The 17,756-nt window shown below is 65.4% G+C and carries 17 protein-coding genes; 9 read left to right on the top strand and 8 right to left on the bottom strand.

The window, feature by feature from the left end:
• Positions 1-25 precede the first annotated feature (25 nt).
• Together E8M84_RS19920 and E8M84_RS19915 are read left to right on the top strand one after the other, a co-directional pair.
• The gene (locus E8M84_RS19920) at positions 26-2,050 is read left to right on the top strand and encodes an FAD-dependent oxidoreductase (protein WP_137112993.1); all 2,025 of its coding nucleotides are present in this window, start codon (positions 26-28) and stop codon (positions 2,048-2,050) included.
• Positions 2,050-3,558 carry a trimethylamine methyltransferase family protein gene (locus tag E8M84_RS19915; protein WP_137112992.1) on the top strand — a complete coding sequence of 503 codons (1,509 nt, stop codon included), beginning with the start codon at positions 2,050-2,052 and terminating at the stop codon, positions 3,556-3,558. Before E8M84_RS19920 ends, E8M84_RS19915 begins: the two co-directional genes overlap by 1 nt.
• A 16-nt stretch (positions 3,559-3,574) precedes the next feature.
• On the opposite strand, the gene E8M84_RS19910 is transcribed toward E8M84_RS19915, so the two are convergent.
• Genes E8M84_RS19910 through E8M84_RS19900 form a run of 3 tightly spaced genes read right to left on the bottom strand, consistent with a single transcriptional unit; the run spans position 3,575 to position 5,276 of the window.
• Positions 3,575-4,465, bottom strand: coding sequence for an SRPBCC domain-containing protein (locus tag E8M84_RS19910; RefSeq protein WP_137112991.1), 891 nt, complete (start codon positions 4,463-4,465; stop codon positions 3,575-3,577).
• Positions 4,462-4,938: an SRPBCC family protein gene (locus E8M84_RS19905; protein WP_137112990.1), complete on the bottom strand. Its 477-nt coding sequence runs from the start codon at positions 4,936-4,938 to the stop codon at positions 4,462-4,464. The genes E8M84_RS19910 and E8M84_RS19905 overlap by 4 nt, the downstream gene beginning before the upstream one ends.
• Positions 4,935-5,276 (bottom strand): helix-turn-helix transcriptional regulator, encoded by a 342-nt coding sequence (locus E8M84_RS19900; RefSeq protein ID WP_137112989.1) that lies wholly within the window; start codon positions 5,274-5,276, stop codon positions 4,935-4,937. Before E8M84_RS19900 ends, E8M84_RS19905 begins: the two co-directional genes overlap by 4 nt.
• A 200-nt stretch (positions 5,277-5,476) precedes the next feature.
• Here E8M84_RS19900 and E8M84_RS19895 point away from each other — a divergent pair, with 200 nt between their 5' ends.
• Complete coding sequence (locus tag E8M84_RS19895) at positions 5,477-7,621, top strand: malate synthase G (protein WP_137112988.1); 2,145 nt, start codon at positions 5,477-5,479, stop codon at positions 7,619-7,621.
• Positions 7,622-7,901: 280 nt separating this feature from the next.
• Here the strand turns inward: E8M84_RS19895 and E8M84_RS19890 are convergent, their stop codons facing one another.
• The 3 genes from E8M84_RS19890 to E8M84_RS19880 all read right to left on the bottom strand — a co-directional run bounded on the left by E8M84_RS19890 (position 7,902) and on the right by E8M84_RS19880 (position 9,727).
• A complete protein-coding gene (locus tag E8M84_RS19890; protein ID WP_137112987.1) occupies positions 7,902-8,189 on the bottom strand; it encodes a DUF6525 family protein in 288 nt (95 codons plus the stop codon).
• The gene (locus E8M84_RS19885; RefSeq protein ID WP_137112986.1) at positions 8,186-9,388 is read right to left on the bottom strand and encodes a GTP-binding protein; all 1,203 of its coding nucleotides are present in this window, start codon (positions 9,386-9,388) and stop codon (positions 8,186-8,188) included. The genes E8M84_RS19890 and E8M84_RS19885 overlap by 4 nt, the downstream gene beginning before the upstream one ends.
• Positions 9,389-9,475: 87 nt before the next feature.
• The gene (locus E8M84_RS19880) at positions 9,476-9,727 is read right to left on the bottom strand and encodes a BolA family transcriptional regulator (protein ID WP_137112985.1); all 252 of its coding nucleotides are present in this window, start codon (positions 9,725-9,727) and stop codon (positions 9,476-9,478) included.
• A gap of 76 nt (positions 9,728-9,803) precedes the next feature.
• On the opposite strand from E8M84_RS19880, the gene E8M84_RS19875 reads away from it, so the two are divergent.
• Positions 9,804-10,436 (top strand): J domain-containing protein, encoded by a 633-nt coding sequence (locus E8M84_RS19875; RefSeq protein ID WP_137112984.1) that lies wholly within the window; start codon positions 9,804-9,806, stop codon positions 10,434-10,436.
• On the opposite strand, the gene msrB is transcribed toward E8M84_RS19875, so the two are convergent.
• A complete protein-coding gene (gene msrB, locus E8M84_RS19870) occupies positions 10,433-10,879 on the bottom strand; it encodes a peptide-methionine (R)-S-oxide reductase MsrB (RefSeq protein WP_137112983.1) in 447 nt (148 codons plus the stop codon). The two genes, E8M84_RS19875 and msrB, sit on opposite strands and share 4 nt — an antisense overlap.
• A gap of 175 nt (positions 10,880-11,054) precedes the next feature.
• Between msrB and cobS the strand changes: the two genes are divergently transcribed.
• Positions 11,055-12,029 (top strand): cobaltochelatase subunit CobS, encoded by a 975-nt coding sequence (cobS, locus tag E8M84_RS19865; RefSeq protein WP_137113020.1) that lies wholly within the window; start codon positions 11,055-11,057, stop codon positions 12,027-12,029.
• Between the two features lie 114 nt (positions 12,030-12,143).
• Positions 12,144-12,521 (top strand): hypothetical protein, encoded by a 378-nt coding sequence (locus E8M84_RS19860; protein WP_137112982.1) that lies wholly within the window; start codon positions 12,144-12,146, stop codon positions 12,519-12,521.
• A 4-nt stretch (positions 12,522-12,525) separates the two neighbouring features.
• Here E8M84_RS19860 and E8M84_RS19855 read toward each other — a convergent pair whose 3' ends face one another.
• Positions 12,526-13,110 (bottom strand): NADPH-dependent FMN reductase, encoded by a 585-nt coding sequence (locus E8M84_RS19855; protein ID WP_137112981.1) that lies wholly within the window; start codon positions 13,108-13,110, stop codon positions 12,526-12,528.
• Positions 13,111-13,272: 162 nt separating this feature from the next.
• On the opposite strand from E8M84_RS19855, the gene E8M84_RS19850 reads away from it, so the two are divergent.
• The 3 genes from E8M84_RS19850 (at position 13,273) to E8M84_RS19840 (ending at position 17,747) form a co-directional block, all read left to right on the top strand.
• Entirely contained in the window at positions 13,273-13,962 is a 690-nt protein-coding gene (locus E8M84_RS19850) for an aspartate/glutamate racemase family protein (RefSeq protein WP_137112980.1), read from the top strand.
• A gap of 5 nt (positions 13,963-13,967) precedes the next feature.
• Positions 13,968-15,836 (top strand): cobaltochelatase subunit CobT, encoded by a 1,869-nt coding sequence (gene cobT / locus E8M84_RS19845; protein WP_137112979.1) that lies wholly within the window; start codon positions 13,968-13,970, stop codon positions 15,834-15,836.
• 111 nt (positions 15,837-15,947) lie between these two features.
• Positions 15,948-17,747: an aminopeptidase P family protein gene (locus E8M84_RS19840; protein ID WP_137112978.1), complete on the top strand. Its 1,800-nt coding sequence runs from the start codon at positions 15,948-15,950 to the stop codon at positions 17,745-17,747.
• Positions 17,748-17,756: the final 9 nt, after the last annotated feature.

Raw genomic sequence — 17,756 nt, 5'->3', positions numbered from 1 at the left:
TCCGATCAGAAAAGAAGGCCCCCCGATGCCCCGCGATCCGCGCTACGACATCCTGTTCGAGCCTGTCCGCATCGGTCCGGTCACCGCCCTCAATAGGTTCTACCAGACGCCGCATGCGACAGGCTTCGGCTGGCAGCGTCCCCAATCCGGCGCGGCGTTGCGCGGGGTGAAGGCGGAAGGCGGTTGGGGGGTGGTCTGCACAGAGTATTGTTCGATCCATCCTTCGTCCGACGACAGCCCCTACGCATTCCTGACGCTGTGGGATGACGGCGACATCGCGCCGCTTGCGCTGACGGCGGAGGCGATCCACGCGCACGGCTCACTGGCCGGGATCGAGCTGTGGCACGGTGGCGCTCATGCCTCGAACCGGATGACGCGGGTGCCGGGGATCGCGCCGGTTGTGCAGCCGGCGCTTTACCACCTGCCCGCGACGGCGCGGGCGATGGATGCAAGCGATATCAAGGCCTTCCGGGTCTGGCAGCGGGATGCCGCGATGCGCGCAAAGCGGGCCGGGTTCGACATCGTCTATGTCTATGCGGGGCACGACTACCTGCCCTTCCAGTTCCTGTCCCGCCGCACCAATCACCGGATTGATGCCTATGGGGGCAGCCTGGAGAACCGGGTGCGGCTGCTGCGCGAGATGATCGAGGACACGAAAGAGGCCGTCGGCGACACCTGCGCCGTGGCGGTGCGGCTGGCGGTGGACGAGTTGCACGGGCCGGAGGGGATCACGTCGGAAGGCGAGGGCCGCGAGGTCATCGAGATGCTGGCAGAGCTGCCGGACCTTTGGGATGTGAACGTCGCGGGGGCCTTGGGCAATGACTCACGGTCGGCGCGGTTTTCCGCGGAAGGGTTTCAGGAGGAGAACGTTGCCTTCGTGAAGTCGCTGACAACAAAGCCGGTGGTGTCGGTGGGGCGGTTTACTTCGCCCGACCGGATGGTCAGCCAGATCAAGCGGAGGGTGCAGGATTTCATCGGGGCGGCCCGGCCCTCCATCGCCGATCCGTTCCTGCCCGCGAAGATCCGCGAGGGGCGTGAGGATGAGATCCGCGAATGCATCGGCTGCAACATCTGCCGGGCGGCGAACAATGAGGGCGTGGGTCTGCGCTGCACCCAGAACCCGACGATGGGTGAGGAATGGCGGCGCGGCTGGCATCCGGAGCGGATTGCCGTCTATCCGAAACGCGAAAAGGCGCTGGTGATCGGCGGCGGTCCAGCGGGACTGGAGGCGGCGCTGACCTTGGGGCGCCGGGGGCTGGAGGTGTCCTTGGCCGAGGCGTCGGATCAGTTCGGCGGGCGGCTGCTGCGTGAGGCGACATTGCCGGGGCTGCAGACTTGGACCCGGGTCCGGGACTGGCGACTGCACATGATCGGCAAGCTTCCGAATGTGGAACTGTTCCCGGCCAGCCGGATGACTGCGGCGGATGTGGCCGAGTTCGGGGCCGATCGTGTGGTGCTGGCGACGGGGTCGCATTGGCGGCGGGATGGGGTCGGCGTCTATTCGGTCCGGCCGGGAGAGTTCCCGCTGGCCCTGACGCCGGACGATGTCTTTGCCGGGGCGAAGATCGCGGGTCCGGTGGTGATCTATGACGACGAGCATTACTTCATGGCCGGGGCCTTGGCCGAAAGGTTGGCGGCGAAAGGGCACGAAGTTCACTATGTGACCACGGCCGCCGTTGCCTCATCCTGGAGCGTGATGACGAACGAGCAGGATTTCCTGCAGGCCCGGTTGATCGAGACGGGGGTGGTGATCCACGCGCTCAAGTCTTTGAAATCGAACAGCGATGGCGTGGCTGCCCTGTCCTGCGTCTATACCGGGCGGGACGAGGCGCTGCCCTGCGGAACGCTGATCCTTGCCACCGGGCGCCTGCCGGACAGCGCCCTGTCGGACGACATTGCCGGGGCCGGGATCGCGGCCACCCGGATTGGCGATTGCCTCACCCCATCCTCCATCGCCGATGCGGTCTATTCCGCCCATCGCTTTGCCCGCCTTCTGGGCGAGCCAGACCTGCCCCCGCGTCGGGAACTGCCCCCGGAAAGGACGCCCTGATGCGCCAGCGCCGCCCGGTCCGCACGCCGAATGCCATCCCGCAGCCGCCCTTCGGCCAGGTGCCGCGCGTCTACGATCCGATCCGGGTGCTGTCCGAGGATCATGTCGAGGCGATCCACCAGGCCGCCCTTAGGCTTCTGGCCGAACAGGGGATGCGCGTGTTGAACGGCCGGGCGCTGGACCTTTTTCGCCGTGCAGGGGCGCGGATTGATGGAATGATGGTCTACCCCGATCCCGGCCTGATCGAGACCTGCCTTGCAACCGTTCCGCGCAGCTTCACCATCGCCGCCCGCAACCGCGCCAAGGACCTGCGCTTTGGTGGGAGTGACATGGTCTTCTCGTCCGTCGGCGGTCCGGCCTATGTGATGGACCTTGACCGCGGCCGCCGGGACGGGACCTTGCAGGACATGCAGGATTTCCTGCGGCTCTGCCAACGCCTGAACGTGATCCAGCAGGAATCCGGCGGTCCGCTGGAACCTATGGACCTGCCCGCCAATTCCCGGCATCTGGACCTTTACCTTTCGCAGTGCACGCTCCTCGACAAAAGCTGGAACCTGAACGCGCTGGGGACAGAGCGCACGATGGACGGCATCCAGATGGCTGCCCTTGCAATGGGGTGGAGCCTGGACGACCTCGCGCGCCAGCCGATGATGATGGGGGTGATCAACACCAACTCGCCCCGGCAACTGGACGATCCGATGAGCCAGGGGTTGATCGCCTTGGCCGAACACGGTCAGGTGGCCATCGTCACACCCTTCACGCTGGCGGGCGCGATGGCCCCGGTGTCTCTGGCCGGGGCACTGGTCTTGCAGCATGCCGAGGCGATGTTCGGCGTGGCGCTGACCCAGATCGTGCGGCCGGGGGTGCCGGTGATGTATGGCGGGTTCACCTCTAATGTCGACATGAAGACCGGGGCCCCGGCCTTCGGCACGCCGGAATACGCCAAGGCCGCGCAGGCGTCAGGTCAGCTTGCCCGGCGGATTGGCGTCCCGTTCCGGTCGTCCAACACCACGGCGGCGAATGCGCTGGACGCGCAGGCGGCCTACGAATCGATGATGTCGCTGTGGGGCTGTCTGATGGGTGGGGCGCATCTGGTGATCCATGGCGCGGGCTGGATGCATGGTGGGCTCACCGCCAGTTTCGAAAAGCTGATCCTTGATGCCGAGATGCTGGGCATGATGCAGGCCTATTTCCAGCCCATCGCTGTCACGGACGATGCCCTGTCGCTGGACGCCATCGCCGAGGCCGGGGTCGGCGGGCATTTCTTCGGCACGGCACAGACGATGGCAATGTATGAAACGGCGTTTCACCCGCCGATGCTGTCGAACTGGGACAACTATCCAACCTGGCTGGCGCGGGGGTCGCAAGAGGCCCCTGCCCGCGCCAACCGGATCTGGAAGGACCTGCTGGCCAATTACGAGGCCCCGCCCATCGACCCCGGCACGTTGGAGGCTCTGGAGGCTTTCGTCGCAAAGCGCAAGGCGGAAGGCGGGGCGCCGACGAACTGAACCAGCCCAGCTGACCCTATTCGGCGCCGATGGACCGCGCCAGTTTGCCCAGTGTCTGCAGGCCAAGCTCGACCGCGCCGAACCCCTTGGCGTCGTTGTATTCCTTGGCGGTGGCCATCACCATGCCAAGGGTCACCTTAGTTGCCCCGCCCTCATCCTCGAACATGGCCCAGGCGTCCGCATGCTTCGGGCCATTCTCGCCCCAGTGCAGCGTGTAGTCCAGCCGGGTTTCCGGGATCACCGAGCCATAGCGGTGGTGGTTCGGATAGACCGTGCCGTCCGGCCCGATCATGTCGAACACCCATTCGCCCCCGGCCCGCAGGTCGATGCGGGAGGTGCGGCAGGAATACCCTTCCGGCCCCCACCATTTCGGCAGGCTCTCGGCGTTCATCCAGGCACCCCAGACCGTGGCCACGGGCGCCTTGATGACCCGCTGAAGCAGCATCGTGCGTTCCGCCACACCGGCAAGGTTTGCGACCCCGGCGGTAAAGCCCTGCCGGTAGCCGTCGGCCATATCCTCGGCCAACGAGGCAAGCTGGACCGTCACGGCAATCCGGCTGGCTTCTGCGTTGCCCGAAAACTCGGCCGTGACCAGCGCTGCCGATTTGCGTTCGCCGCCCGAGGAGACGACCTCATAGCCGACGCTGCGCGCATCGGACACAAGGTCAAGCCAGCCAGCCTCGACCCGGATGTCCGGCTGTCCCGCGACCTTGCACAGGGAAACCTCACGCCCGCCGACCCGGCTGTCGGCCTCCAGAAACTCCACCACCACACCCGGCGCGGGCGGCGCCCAGACCGCCCGTGCCGCGGGCGCGGTCCAGGCGGCGTAAAGCGTTGCCAGCGGGGCCGCGACCTTGCGCTCGAAGGTCAGGGTCGCGAAACGGTTGGATTGCAGATCGCGGCTCATTTCTTCAGGCCTTGGGCGTATTCTTCCAGCTGGGTGACCACGGTGCCCCAGCCGTCGTAGAACCCCATGTCCTTGTGCGCCTTGGCGGTGTCGGCGTTTCGGTGCCGGGCAATGGCTGTGTACTTGGTGCGGCCGTTGCCGATGTCCTCGAACGTCAGGATCGCGGTCATGAAGGGTTCGGGCGCGGGCTTCCAGCCTTCGGTGTAAGCGTCCGTGAACACAAGCTTTTCGTTCGGCACCACTTCCAGATACACGCCGTTGTTCTGCATCTCGTTGCCTTCGACGTTGAAGGTCGTGTTGCATTTGCCGCCGACGCGGACGTCCAGTTCGCAGGCCGTCACCTTGTGCGGCTTCGGGACGAACCAGTGGACCAGGTGCTCGGGCGTGGTCCAGCACATGTACAGGATCTCGCGCGGGGCATTCACCTCACGGGTCAGGACGAGGTCAAGCTCGGGGTCATAGTCAACTGTCATTTCTCGCGCTCCTTCATGAGGTTCATTACATAGTCATCCAGCCGGTCCAGCCGCGCCTCCCAGACCTTGCGCTGCTCGTCCAACCACTCGGTCATCGGCCGCAAGGCCGCGGGCTGGAAGGCGCAGGACCGGACACGCCCGTCCTTCTGGGTGGCAACCAGCCCCGCCTCCTCCAGCACCGAGAGGTGGCGCAGGATGGTGGGGAGTTTGAAGCCCGATGGTCCGGCCAGTTCCGTGACCGGGGCTGGACCCTTGGCTAGCCGATTCAGCATCATGCGCCGGGTCGGGTCCGACAGCGCGTGGAACAGAAGGTCCAGTTGGGGATCATGCTTAGCCATATTGCTAACTATACACCCTTTGCTGGCGCGGGAAAGAAAAACTTAGCCAGTCGGCAAAGTTTTTTATCTTCCGTTTTTCACGACAAGTGATTTTCGGCCCTGTTTGAAATTTCGGGTCTGCTTTTCTTTGCCCAGCCCCGCCCCCTGCCCTATTGTGTGCGACAGCATACAAAGCCCTGCGGGGCGCATGGGAGACAGAGATGACCGAGCGTCTGGATCGTGCGGGGCTAAAGGTGGATGCGGTGCTGGCCCGCTTTGTCGAGAACGAGGCGCTGCCCGGAACGGGGATCGAGGCCGGGACCTTCTGGTCGGGGCTGGCGGGGCTGCTCGCGGACTTTGCCCCGCAGAACCGGGCGCTGTTGTACAAGCGGGACGATCTGCAGGCGAAGATCGACGCCTGGCACATCGCCCGCCGCGGTCAGCCGCATGACCATACGGCCTACAAGGCCTTTCTCGCCGAGATCGGCTATCTGCTGCCGGAAGGCCCGGCCTTTACGATCGAGACGACGAACGTCGACCCCGAGGTCGCCAAGGTTCCCGGCCCGCAGTTGGTAGTCCCGGTCACCAACGCCCGCTACGCCCTGAACGCGGCGAATGCGCGGTGGGGCAGTCTGTATGACTGCCTCTACGGGACCGATGCGATGGGGTCCCTGCCCCCTTCCGGCGGCTATGAACGGGGTCGTGGCGCGCGGGTCATCGCCCGGGCACGGGTGTTCCTGGACGAGGCGTTTCCGATTGCCGGGACCAGCTACGCCGACGTGCGCCGCTATGTGGTGAAGGACGGAGCGCTTCTGGTGGACGACTTGCCGCTGGTGCAGCCAGAGAAGTTTGCGGGCTACCGGGGGAACCCGAAGGCTCCGGACGCGGTGCTGCTGCGGAACAACGGTCTGCATGTCGAACTGGTCTTTGACCGCGCGCATTTCATCGGCTCGCGCGATCAGGCTTTGCTGGCTGACGTCCAGCTGGAAAGCGCGCTGACGGCGATCATGGACTGCGAGGATTCGGTCGCCTGCGTGGATGCCGAGGACAAGGTCGGGGCCTATCGCAACTGGCTGGGGCTGATGCAAGGCAACCTGTCCGAGGTTTTCGACAAGGGCGGCCGCAAGGTCGAGCGGCGGCTGGCGGCGGACCGGGAATATCTTGATCCGAACGGCTCGCCGTTCACGCTGAAGGGCCGCGCGCTGATGTGGATCCGGAACGTCGGCCACCTGATGACCAACCCGGCGATCCTGCTGCCGGATGGGTCCGAGGTGCCTGAGGGGCTGATGGACGCGATGGTGACGGTGGCCATTGCGCTGCATGACCTGAAGAAGATCGAGGGGATGCGGAACTCGGTCCTAGGGTCGGTCTATGTGGTGAAGCCGAAGATGCACGGGCCCGAGGAAGTGGCCTTTGCCGACGCGGTGATGGCGCGGGTTGAGGAGGTCTTGGGTCTGCCCAAGGCCACGGTCAAGCTGGGGATCATGGACGAGGAACGGCGGACGTCCGTGAACCTGAAGGAATGCATCCGGGCCGCGAAGGGGCGGGTCGCGTTCATCAACACCGGCTTCCTGGACCGGACCGGGGACGAGATCCACACCTCGATGGAAGCGGGCGCGTTCAGCCGGAAGGACTTCATCAAGCGGAAGTCCTGGATCACGGCCTATGAGAATCTGAACGTCGATATCGGGCTGGAATGCGGGCTGTCGGGAAAAGCCCAGATCGGCAAGGGCATGTGGGCGATGCCGGATCTGATGGCGGCGATGCTGGACGAGAAGATCGCCCATCCCCGCGCGGGGGCGAACACGGCGTGGGTTCCGTCCCCCACCGCCGCGACCTTGCATGCCCTGCACTACCACAAGGTCGACGTCTTCGCGGTGCAGGCGCGGCTGGCGAAGGGGGGTCGGCGGGCACATGTGGACGGGATCCTGGATATTCCGCTGGCCAGCTTCCAGGCGTGGAACCGGGCTCAGGTCGTGCGGGAGGTCGAGAACAACGCGCAAGGAATCCTGGGCTATGTGGTGCGCTGGATCGACCAGGGGGTGGGCTGTTCGAAGGTGCCGGATGTGAATGATGTGGGCCTCATGGAGGACCGGGCGACGTGCCGGATCTCGGCCCAGCACATCGCGAACTGGCTGCATCATGGGGTGGTCAGAGAGGCCGAAGTGATGGAGGCGATGAAGAAGATGGCCGCTGTCGTGGACCGGCAGAATGCGGGCGATCCTTTGTATCGGCCGATGGCCCCCGCCTTCCAGGGGGCGGCGTTCCAGGCGGCGTGTGATCTGGTCTTCAAGGGGCGGGAGCAGCCTTCGGGGTACACCGAGCCTCTCCTCCATGCCTGGCGGCTGCGGGTCAAGGCGGGGTAGTGTCCACGGTGGACAATCTCTGATGGACGTTTGAAATCAACGGATTACCCGTGGGCGTTAGGGGATTCTTAACGTCTGGATTTCGCGTGGGTTGGGTCGGTTTTCAGGTGGAGCGCTGACGCGCGAGCCTTTTGTCTCGTCGTCGGGACTTCGCCCTCCTCCTCGGATGTTGGAGGCGCTTCGCCCCCCCAATCCCCAGTGAGTATTTGGCACATGGGCAAGCCAGCCCGATCGGCAGTCGACTAGCGCAGGGTCTTTCCTCTGCCGCGATCAACGGTCGTCACAAGTGAGGACCTGTCAGATCGTCAGCCGGGTATGCGGGGCCCCAGACCACCGCCGCGTCGCGGAGGAGGGTTTTTGCTTCAGCCTGGGTCAGGCGGGCGATGGCCTGTTTCGGACAACCGGTGTCGCGCAAGGCGCGCTGCCAGATTCGGAGGAGCGAGGTCGTGCTCCAGGGCAGTGCGGCCCCGGCGGCCCAGGCCCGAAGGTCCGGGGGCAGCCGGTCGTGCGCGGCCATGGGGTTCGTCTTTCGCCAACGGGCGCGGGGCGAGGCGAGGTTGCAGGTCATGCCGCCTGTCGCCGCCAGTCAGGGAAGGGATCGGAAAAGCCAGTCCATGCTTCAGGCGAGAAAGAGGAAGCCGGGACCAGGGCCGCGTCAAGGCGGGAGCGAAGGGCGGCCTCGTCCATTCCACTGCCGATGAAGACGAGTTCCTGCCGCCGGTCGCCCCAGGGGTCCTGCCATTTTGACGCGACTTCGCGCAGGGCGTCGGGGTGGGTCGGCCAGCGGTCTTTTGGGACCGAGGCCCACCAGCCGCCGAGCGGCGTCACCGAGGAGACGGCGCCAGCCAGCGAGAACTCGGCCACCCAGTTGGGTCTGGTGGCCAGCCAGAAATGACCCTTGGCGCGGATAACGCCGGGGAGGTCGCCGTTCAGGACGGCGTGGATACGACCGGGGTGAAAGGGGGCACGGGCGCGGTAGACGAAAGAGGTGATGCCGTATTCCTCGGTCTCGGGGGTATGATGGGCAAAGCCATACAACTCCTTGGCCCAGAGCGGATGTTCGGCGGCGCGGTCAAAGTCGAAGAGGTTGGTATCAAAGATGTCGTCCGGGTCGACGCGGGAATGGTCGGTCTTGATCAGGCGGGCGTCCGGGTTCAGCGCCTTGATGATCTTTCGGGCGGCGTCCGTGCGGTCGGGTCCTGCGTCGCGGACCTTGTTCAGGATCACCACATTGGCGAATTCGATCTGGTCGGTCAGGAGGTTGACCAGGGTGCGACTGTCCCCGTCCCCCAGGCTTTCGCCGCGGTCGGCCAGGAAATCGTGGCTGGAGAAGTCGCCCAGCAGGTTGATCGCGTCGACCACGGTGACCATCGTGTCAAGCCGCGCGACGTCGGACAGGCTGATGCCATTTTCGTCGCGGAAGTCGAAGGTCGCGGCGACGGGCATCGGTTCGGCGATCCCGGTCGATTCGATCAGGAGGTGGTCGAAGCGGCCTTCCGCCGCGAGGCGGCGCACTTCGGTCAGAAGGTCGTCGCGCAGCGTGCAGCAGATGCAGCCATTGGTCATCTCGACCAGCTTTTCCTGCGTGCGGGACAGATCGGCGCCTTCGCGAATGAGGTCGGCGTCGATGTTTACTTCGGACATGTCGTTGACGATTACCGCGACCCGGCGGCCGTCGCGGTTGTTCAGGACATGGTTCAGAAGCGTGGTCTTTCCGGCACCGAGAAAGCCGGAGAGGACAGTGACTGGCAGGCGGTTATCGGGCATGGCATCCTCGCGCTATGTTATCATATAACATATTTGGAGCGGAGGAGAGACGCAAGGGGCGTGACAGCAGCGGGGTGTGAGGGCGCCCTAGCCGATGTCCAGCGCGATGGCGTGGATGCGCTGGTTCAGTTCCCCCAGCGCCTTTTGCACCGCGCGATGGCGGGCAATGCGGTTCATCGCGGCAAGGGCCTCCGCCCGGATGGTGATGTGGAAATGGCTTTCCCCGGTGCCGTCATCCCCGGCATGGCCTGCGTGCTTGTAGCTTTCGTTCACCACCTCCAGCACTGACGGGTGGAAGGCTGCGGTCAGGCGGTCCTCGATCTCGTCCTTCACGGCCATGTCAGCACCCCCTGCCCTTCCAACTTCCGGGAAAAGCCTTAGACTTGGGCGCCCGAGTCGGAAAGGCCCCTGAAGCATGTCCAGTCGTCCTCCTTTCGAGTTCAACATCAGCGCCGCGGCGGCGAAGAAGCGCAAGACGGCCGGACGGCGCGGCATGTCGGGGGCGTTCGAGACCGCCGACCGGCCCTGCGACTATCCGGGCTGCAAGGACAAGGCCGCATTCCGGGCGCCGAAGTCGCCGGACCAGCTGGACGAGTATTTCTGGTTCTGCAAGGACCACATCCGCGAATACAATCTGAAATGGAATTTCTTCCAGGGCACCACTGACGAGGAGTTCCAGAAGTTCCTGGACAAGGACCGGGTCTGGGAGCGCGAGACGAAGCCCTTCAGCCGTCAGGGTGACGGCAATGCCTGGGCACGGCTGGGGGTAAACGATCCGATGGCCCTGCTGGGCGAGAAGGCGACGCAGAACCCGGGGCGCCCAAGCTCGGCCGCGACGCGGAAGCTTCCACCGACAGAGCGGAAGGCGATCGAAATCCTGGACGCCCGCGACACGATGTCGAAGACCGAGATTCGCAAGGTCTACAAGGGGTTGATCAAGGTTCTGCATCCCGACATGAACGGCGGCGACCGCACCCATGAGGAGCAGCTGCAGGAGGTCGTCTGGGCCTGGGACCAGCTGAAGGACAGCCGGTACTTCCGCGACTAGGCCGGTTTGAAGGCCAACGACACCCCGTTCATGCAGTAGCGCAGGCCGGTGGGCGGCGGGCCGTCATTGAACACATGGCCGAAATGCCCGCCGCAGCGGCGGCAGTGGACTTCGGTCCTGGCGCCGAAGATCCCGCCATCTTCCCTCGTGGCGATGGCATTCGGCAGGGGCTTCCAGAACGAAGGCCAGCCGGTCCCGCTGTCGTACTTGGTGTCGGACGAGAAGGCAGGCAGATCGCAGCCGGCGCAGTGGTAGATGCCCTTGCGCGTCTCGCCGTTGAGCGGGCTGGTGTGCGGGCGTTCGGTCGCCTCTTCGCGCAGCACGCGGTAGGCGAGGTTCGACAGGCGGTCGCGCCATTCGGCCTCGGTCAGGGTGACCTCGAAAGTCTCGGCCCGAGCCATCGGGGCGGCAAGCAGGGAGACGAGGAAGAGGCGGCGGTGCATGGGCGGGCTCCTTTCGCGCGAGGATACGGGCAGAGATACGCGGCGACGAAGCGGGAAGTTGCGTGGTCACGCGATTGGGAAGCGCCCCTTCCCCTTGAACCCCCTCGCGATATGTTCCAAGGATGGCCGGGTGCGGCGCAATGGGGTGCCGGGCGACTTTGGGTGGACTATGGCGATGCTGGATCAGGTGATGAAACCGACCGAGGAAATCTCGGTCCGCGATGTGTTCGGGATCGATACCGACATGCGTGTGAAGGGATTCACCGAGCGCACTGACCGGGTGCCGGAGATCGACCCGACCTACAAGTTCGACCCGGACACGACTTTGGCGATTCTGGCGGGTTTTGCCTATAACCGCCGAGTGATGATCCAGGGCTATCACGGGACGGGGAAGTCGACCCATATCGAGCAAGTGGCGGCGCGGCTGAACTGGCCCTGCGTGCGGGTGAACCTCGACAGCCACATCAGCCGGATCGACCTGATCGGCAAGGACGCGATCAAGCTGCGCGACGGCAAGCAGGTGACCGAGTTCCACGAGGGCATCCTGCCCTGGGCGTTGCGGAACCCTGTCGCCATCGTCTTCGACGAATATGACGCGGGTCGCGCGGACGTGATGTTCGTGATCCAGCGTGTGCTGGAGCATGACGGCAAGCTGACGCTTCTGGACCAGAACGAGATCATCACGCCGAACCCCTATTTCCGGCTGTTCGCCACGTCGAACACGGTGGGTCTGGGGGACACGACGGGCCTCTATCACGGGGTCCAGCAGATCAACCAGGCGCAGATGGACCGCTGGTCGCTGGTGGCGACGCTGAACTATCTGTCGCATGACGCCGAGACGGCAATCGTGCTGGCCAAGAACGCGCATTACAACACCGAGAAAGGCCGCAAGACCATTTCCCAGATGGTGACGGTCGCCGACCTGACGCGGACCGCGTTCATGAACGGGGACCTGTCGACGGTGATGTCGCCGCGGACGGTCCTGAACTGGGCGCAGAACGCCGAGATCTTCCGCAACGTCGGCTATGCCTTCCGGCTGACCTTCCTGAACAAGTGCGACGAGTTGGAGCGGCAGACCGTGGCCGAGTTCTACCAGCGTTGCTTCAACGAAGAGCTGCCGGAGAGCGCCGCCAGCATGGCGATGAAGTAAGCCGGAGCAACGTCGGATCATGGGCCGCCCTTCGGGGCGGCTTTTTCTTTTCGGGCTGCGCAGAAGTTTTCATTCCGCCTTGAAAAAGTGCGGTTTTCAGAGCCTCATGCTGAAATGGCGCGCGGTTTGGAAACTTTTCTGGCCGTCCTTGTGCTCGGGGCTGCGACGGCCCCCGGAGCGGCCGATCCCCTGCTGCGTGAGTTTGCGGTCTGCGCGGGGCGGCTTTCGGCCACGATGGAAGATCAGTGGATGTTCGACGGGCCTGCGTCGGAGCGGACGGCAGAGGAGCTGTCAGCCGTCGTGTCGCTGATCGAGGCCTCGATGCCGCAGGGCTCGGGACGGCAGGTGATGGCCTGGCGGATCGACGCCAAGGTGGCGCAGAAGGGCCTGTTGCAGCAGGCGCGTTTTGCCCGCGATGCCCGGCTGGCGGAAACGGCAGCGGCCAGAGCCGAAGCTCTGGCCGCCGAGTGTCGTGCGATGATCCTGAGCTGACGGCTTAGCCGCGCGCGGCTTTGGTCGCCTTTGCCCACCAGACCACGTCATCCAGCATGGCGGTCGCCGAGGGAGCAATCACGGCTTCGATGTCGCCAAGGTTGCCCGAACCGCCAAAGCCGGGGTGGACCTTGAAGAAGTCGGACCCGCCGATGCGGACGTTGTTGCGGGTCGGGACCATCTGCAGCTCGACGCCGATGTTCTGCAGGTGACCCAGCGCGTTGGCGCCGCCCATCGAACCGTAGGAGATGGCGCCGAAGGGCTTGCGGGCCCATTCCACATAGGCCTGGTCCAGAGCATTCTTCAGCGCTCCGGTGATCGAGCGGTTGTATTCCGCGACGACGAAGATGTAGCCGTCAAACTCGCCCACCTTCTTCTGCCAGGCGACGGCAGCAGAATCCTGCGAAGGCGCCCAGGCGTTCGACGCGACTTCGGCGAAAAACGGAAGCGGATGGTCGCGCAGGTCAACGACCTCAACGTCGATGTCGCCGCGGGCTTCTGCCTGAGCCTTGATCCAGGCGGTCGGGATGTCGGCAAAACGGGTCGCGCGGGTCGACGACACGATGATCGCGATTTTCGGGTTGGCCATGGGTCTGGTTCCTTGCGGGTTGGTGTTCGTTGCCTGTCTTATCTGGCCTGTATGCGGGCTCTGCCAACTCTCCAATCCCGCGCCGGTTCTGTGCGCTGGTGCACGGCGGCTTGTGGCGACCATTGCGGAGTGCTTTAGTCGGGTCCTTCGGGGAGGAGAGCCATGCACATCGGATTGATCGGCGGCATCGGACCGGCTGCGACCGTGGTCTATTACCAGCGGCTTTGTGCAGCGATGGCGGAACGGGAGGCGCGGTTGGAGCTGACCATCGTGCAGGCCGATATTCACGAGCTGATCCGCAACAACCTGGCCGACTGCCGCGAGGCGCAGGCCGGGATCTACGCCGGATTGATCGATCGGCTGAAGGCCGCGGGGGCGGAGTGCGCGGCGATCACGTCGCTGGGCGGGCACTTCTGCTTTGACGAGACGGTGGCGCGGTCTTCGCTGCCCCTGGTGTCGGCGGTGGAGCCGCTGGACGCGTTCTTTGCCGCGGAGGGTATTTCCTGCGTCGGCCTTCTGGGGACCCGCGTAGTGATGCGGACGAAGCTTTTCGGCCAGTTGCGGCAGACGCGGGCCATCGCTCTCGACGACGAGATCGAGGGGCTTGGCCAACTGTATCAGGACATGGCGGTGGCTGGGGTCTGCGATGCCGAGTCGCGGGCCACACTTCTGGCGGCAGGGCAGCGGCTGGCCGATCAGGGCGCTGAGGCGGTCGTGCTGGCAGGAACGGACCTGGGCCTTGCCTTCGATGGACAGGAAACGCGGTATCGGGTGATCGACGCTTTGGACGTGCATGTGGCGCTTCTGGCCGATCTGGCCTCTGGAAGCCGGTCGCTGGACGCACTAGGCTGAGCCCTATGAACAAGCCCACCGACAACCCCGCCGATCCGTTCAAGAAAGCTCTGGCTGAGGCCACCCGCACGATGGCGGATGACCCGGAGATGACCGTCACCTATTCGGTCGATCCCGCCGGGATGAACAAGGAGGGCATCCGCCTGCCCCAAGTCTCGCGCCGGATGACGCGGGACGAGGTCCTGCTGGCACGCGGGACGGCGGATGCCTTCGCGCTGCGGCGGCGGTATCACGACGAGGGGGTGGCGGCGCGCTATGCACCGACCGGGCCCCTGGCGCGGGACATCTACGATGCGATGGAAAACGCGCGGTGTGAGGCCGTGGGCGCGCGCGACATGCCGGGGACGGCCGGGAACATCGACGCGAAGATCGGCCATGAGGCGGACCGCAAGGGCTATGGCCAGGTGACGGCGGCGTCCGAAGTGCCCCTGCCGGTCGCGGCGGGGTATCTGGTGCGGCAGATGGCGACGGGGCGGGCGCTGCCGAAATCGGCCGAGCATGCGGCGGACCTCTGGCGCGGATTCGTTGAGGAGCAGGCGGGCGAGACGCTGTCGAACCTTGACCATGTGCTGGCGGATCAGGCGGCCTTCGCGCGGCTGGCGCGGAAGGTGATTGCCGACCTTGGGTATGGTGACCAGTTGGGCGATGACCCCGACGCACCGGAGGATGCGGGCGACGATCAGGCGGAGGAGGATCAGGATTCGCCCGATTCCGCTGGTGAGGAGCAGGACGAGTCGGATGAGTCCGAGGCGTCTCCGGAGCGTTCGCAGGAGGAGCAGCAGGACCAATCCCAGGCGCAGGTCACGATGGAAGACAGCGCCGACATGGAGCAGGGTGACGAGGCGGAGCTGCCCGAGGGCGAGGCGCCGCTGGAGCCGCCACCGCCTGCCCCGCATTCGGACGCAGACCCGAACTATGTCGTGTATACGACTGATTTCGATGAGGAAATCAAGGCGGAGGAGCTGGCCGAACCGGCGGAACTGGAGCGGCTGCGGGCCTACCTTGACCAGCAGCTGGAGCCGTTGAAGGGGGCGGTGTCGCGGCTGGCGAACAAGCTGCAGCGCCGCTTGCAGGCGCAGCAGAACCGCAGCTGGGAGTTCGACAAGGAGGAAGGCATCCTCGACGCCGGGCGCCTGGCGCGGGTGGTGGCGAACCCGACGACTCCGTTGAGTTTCAAGTGGGAGAAGGACACCGAGTTCCGCGATACGGTGGTGACACTGCTGCTGGACAACTCAGGCTCCATGCGGGGGCGGCCGATCTCCATCGCGGCGATCTGCGCCGACGTGCTGGCGCGGACGTTGGAGCGGTGCAACGTGAAGGTGGAGATCCTGGGCTTCACCACGCGGGCCTGGAAGGGCGGGCAGTCGCGTGAACGTTGGCTGGCGCAGGGCCGCCCGCAGATGCCGGGGCGGCTGAACGATCTGCGGCACATCGTCTACAAGTCAGGGGATGCTCCGTGGCGGCGGGTGCGGCCCAATCTGGGGCTGATGATGAAGGAGGGGCTGTTGAAAGAAAACATCGACGGCGAGGCGCTGGAATGGGCGCATCGGCGGATGCTGGCGCGGCCCGAGCAGCGGAAGATCATGATGGTGATCTCGGACGGGGCGCCGGTCGACGATTCAACCTTGTCCGTCAACCCCGCGAATTACCTGGAAAAACACCTGCGCGACGTGATCGCGATGGTGGAACGGCGGCGCGCGGTGGAGCTGATCGCGATCGGGATCGGGCATGACGTGACGCGGTACTACCAGCGGGCGGTGACAATCACCGATGTCGAGCAGTTGGCGGGCGCGATGACCGAGCAGCTGGCGGCGTTGTTCGAGGTGGACCCGAAGAAGCGCGCGCGGGCGCTGGGGATGCGGCGGACGGGTTGAGGGGACTGTCTGCCCCCCTCTGGCCTGAAGGCCATCAGGTCGGCGGCCTCTTGAACCGGTGGCGATGCCGCCGACCCACCCCAAGGATTCTTGTCGAAGGGAAAGCGGCTTATGTTTCAAAGCTTTGAGAGCCATGCCTCACCTGACCAGGGGCCTCCGCGCTTGGTGGCTTTGCGGGAACGGCTGGCGGCGTTGGGGCTGGCGGGCTTCATCGTGCCGCGGTCGGACGTGCATCAGGGCGAATATGTCGCGGCGCGGGATGAACGACTGCAGTGGCTGACCGGGTTCACCGGCTCGGCGGGCTTCTGCATCGTGCTGCCGGACGTGGCGGGGGTTTTCATCGATGGACGATATCGGACGCAGGTGAAGGCCCAGGTGGACCTTTCGGTCTTTACGCCGGTGCCGTGGCCGGAAGTGAAGCCGGGGGAGTGGGTCAAGGAGAAGCTGGCCTCGGGTCGCGTGGGGTTTGACCCCTGGCTGCACACGGCGGATGAGGTCGCGCGACTTCAAGCGGCACTTGAAGGAACGGGCGTAACGCTTGAGCTTGCCATCGAAAACCCAGTTGATGAGATCTGGCCGGATCAGCCTGTGGCTCCTGTCGGGAAGGCCTTCGTCCATCCGGTGGAACTGGCCGGGGAAAGCCATGAGGCGAAGCGCGCTCGGCTGGCCGAGGGGTTGCGGAAGGCGGGGCAGAAGGCTGCCGTCGTAACGCTGCCGGATTCGCTCTGCTGGCTGCTGAACGTCCGGGGGGCCGACGTGCCGAAGAACCCGGTGCTGCATGGGTTTGCCGTGCTGCATGACGACGGGCGGGTCGATCTGTTCGTGAACCCGGAGAAGCTGGATCAGGCGGTGCGCGATCACCTCGGGCCGGAGGTCGCGGTGCATCCTGTGGAACGGTTCGCCGAGGCGCTGAAAGGATTGACCGGGCCGGTGCGGGTGGACAAGGCCCAGGCGCCGCTGGCGGTGTCGGACATCCTGAAGGTCGCGGGAGTGGAGGTTAGCTGGGGCGATGATCCCTGCCGCCTGCCCAAGGCCTGCAAGAATGCCGCCGAGATCGCCGCGACGCGGGAGGCGCATCTGCGCGACGGCGCGGCGATGGTGGAGTTCCTGCGCTGGCTGGACGAGGCCTCACCTTCGGGCGGGCTGACCGAGATTTCGGTGGTGCAGGCGCTGGAAGGGTTCCGGCGGGCGACGAATGCGCTGCACGACATCAGCTTTGACACGATCTGCGGCGCGGGTCCGCATGGCGCGATCATGCACTACCGGGTGACGGAGGAGACGAACCGGCCCGTGCAGCAGAATGAGCTGCTGCTGGTCGATTCGGGCGCGCAGTATCTGGACGGGACGACGGACATCACCCGTACGGTGGCGGTTGGCGATCCGGGGCAGGAAGCGCGGGAGTGCTATACGCGGGTCCTGCAGGGGCTGATCGCAATCAGCCGGGTGCGGTTTCCGAAGGGGCTGCCGGGGCGGGATATCGATGCGCTGGCGCGGTTCAACCTTTGGGTCGCCGGGCAAGATTACGACCACGGGACCGGGCATGGCGTGGGCGCTTTCCTGTCGGTGCATGAGGGGCCGCAGCGGATCAGCCGCATTTCCGAAGTGCCTTTGGAGCCGGGGATGATCCTGTCCAACGAGCCGGGGTATTACCGCGAGGGGGCGTTCGGAATCCGGCTGGAGAACCTGATCGTGGTGCAGGAGGCCCCAGCGCTTGGCGACAACCGGGCGCAGATGTCATTCGAGACGCTGACCTTCGTTCCTTTCGACCGCCGCCTGATCCTGCGCGAGGAGCTGTCGCCGGGCGAGATGCGCTGGCTGGATGCCTACCACGCGGAAGTGCTGGAAAAGCTTGGCAATCGGGTTGCCGGTGCTACCTTGCAGTGGCTGAAGGACGCCTGCGCCCCGATCTGAGGAGGCATC

Source organism: Rhodobacter sp. SY28-1, from assembly GCF_005222785.1.
Taxonomy (GTDB): domain Bacteria; phylum Pseudomonadota; class Alphaproteobacteria; order Rhodobacterales; family Rhodobacteraceae; genus Tabrizicola.
The sequence above is the reverse complement of the archived record's forward strand: the minus strand, read 5'-3'. Positions and strand labels throughout refer to the sequence as shown.

Excerpts from the sequence above, each read along its gene's own strand:
- E8M84_RS19920 (WP_137112993.1), top strand. The coding sequence starts at position 26 with ATGCCCCGCGATCCGCGCTACGACATCCTGTTCGAGCCTGTCCGCATC.
- E8M84_RS19915 (WP_137112992.1), top strand. The coding sequence starts at position 2,050 with ATGCGCCAGCGCCGCCCGGTCCGCACGCCGAATGCCATCCCGCAGCCG.
- E8M84_RS19910 (WP_137112991.1), bottom strand. The coding sequence starts at position 4,465 with ATGAGCCGCGATCTGCAATCCAACCGTTTCGCGACCCTGACCTTCGAG.
- E8M84_RS19905 (WP_137112990.1), bottom strand. The coding sequence starts at position 4,938 with ATGACAGTTGACTATGACCCCGAGCTTGACCTCGTCCTGACCCGTGAG.
- E8M84_RS19900 (WP_137112989.1), bottom strand. The coding sequence starts at position 5,276 with ATGGCTAAGCATGATCCCCAACTGGACCTTCTGTTCCACGCGCTGTCG.
- E8M84_RS19895 (WP_137112988.1), top strand. The coding sequence starts at position 5,477 with ATGACCGAGCGTCTGGATCGTGCGGGGCTAAAGGTGGATGCGGTGCTG.
- E8M84_RS19890 (WP_137112987.1), bottom strand. The coding sequence starts at position 8,189 with ATGACCTGCAACCTCGCCTCGCCCCGCGCCCGTTGGCGAAAGACGAAC.
- E8M84_RS19885 (WP_137112986.1), bottom strand. The coding sequence starts at position 9,388 with ATGCCCGATAACCGCCTGCCAGTCACTGTCCTCTCCGGCTTTCTCGGT.
- E8M84_RS19880 (WP_137112985.1), bottom strand. The coding sequence starts at position 9,727 with ATGGCCGTGAAGGACGAGATCGAGGACCGCCTGACCGCAGCCTTCCAC.
- E8M84_RS19875 (WP_137112984.1), top strand. The coding sequence starts at position 9,804 with ATGTCCAGTCGTCCTCCTTTCGAGTTCAACATCAGCGCCGCGGCGGCG.
- msrB (WP_137112983.1), bottom strand. The coding sequence starts at position 10,879 with ATGCACCGCCGCCTCTTCCTCGTCTCCCTGCTTGCCGCCCCGATGGCT.
- cobS (WP_137113020.1), top strand. The coding sequence starts at position 11,055 with ATGCTGGATCAGGTGATGAAACCGACCGAGGAAATCTCGGTCCGCGAT.
- E8M84_RS19860 (WP_137112982.1), top strand. The coding sequence starts at position 12,144 with ATGGCGCGCGGTTTGGAAACTTTTCTGGCCGTCCTTGTGCTCGGGGCT.
- E8M84_RS19855 (WP_137112981.1), bottom strand. The coding sequence starts at position 13,110 with ATGGCCAACCCGAAAATCGCGATCATCGTGTCGTCGACCCGCGCGACC.
- E8M84_RS19850 (WP_137112980.1), top strand. The coding sequence starts at position 13,273 with ATGCACATCGGATTGATCGGCGGCATCGGACCGGCTGCGACCGTGGTC.
- cobT (WP_137112979.1), top strand. The coding sequence starts at position 13,968 with ATGAACAAGCCCACCGACAACCCCGCCGATCCGTTCAAGAAAGCTCTG.
- E8M84_RS19840 (WP_137112978.1), top strand. The coding sequence starts at position 15,948 with ATGTTTCAAAGCTTTGAGAGCCATGCCTCACCTGACCAGGGGCCTCCG.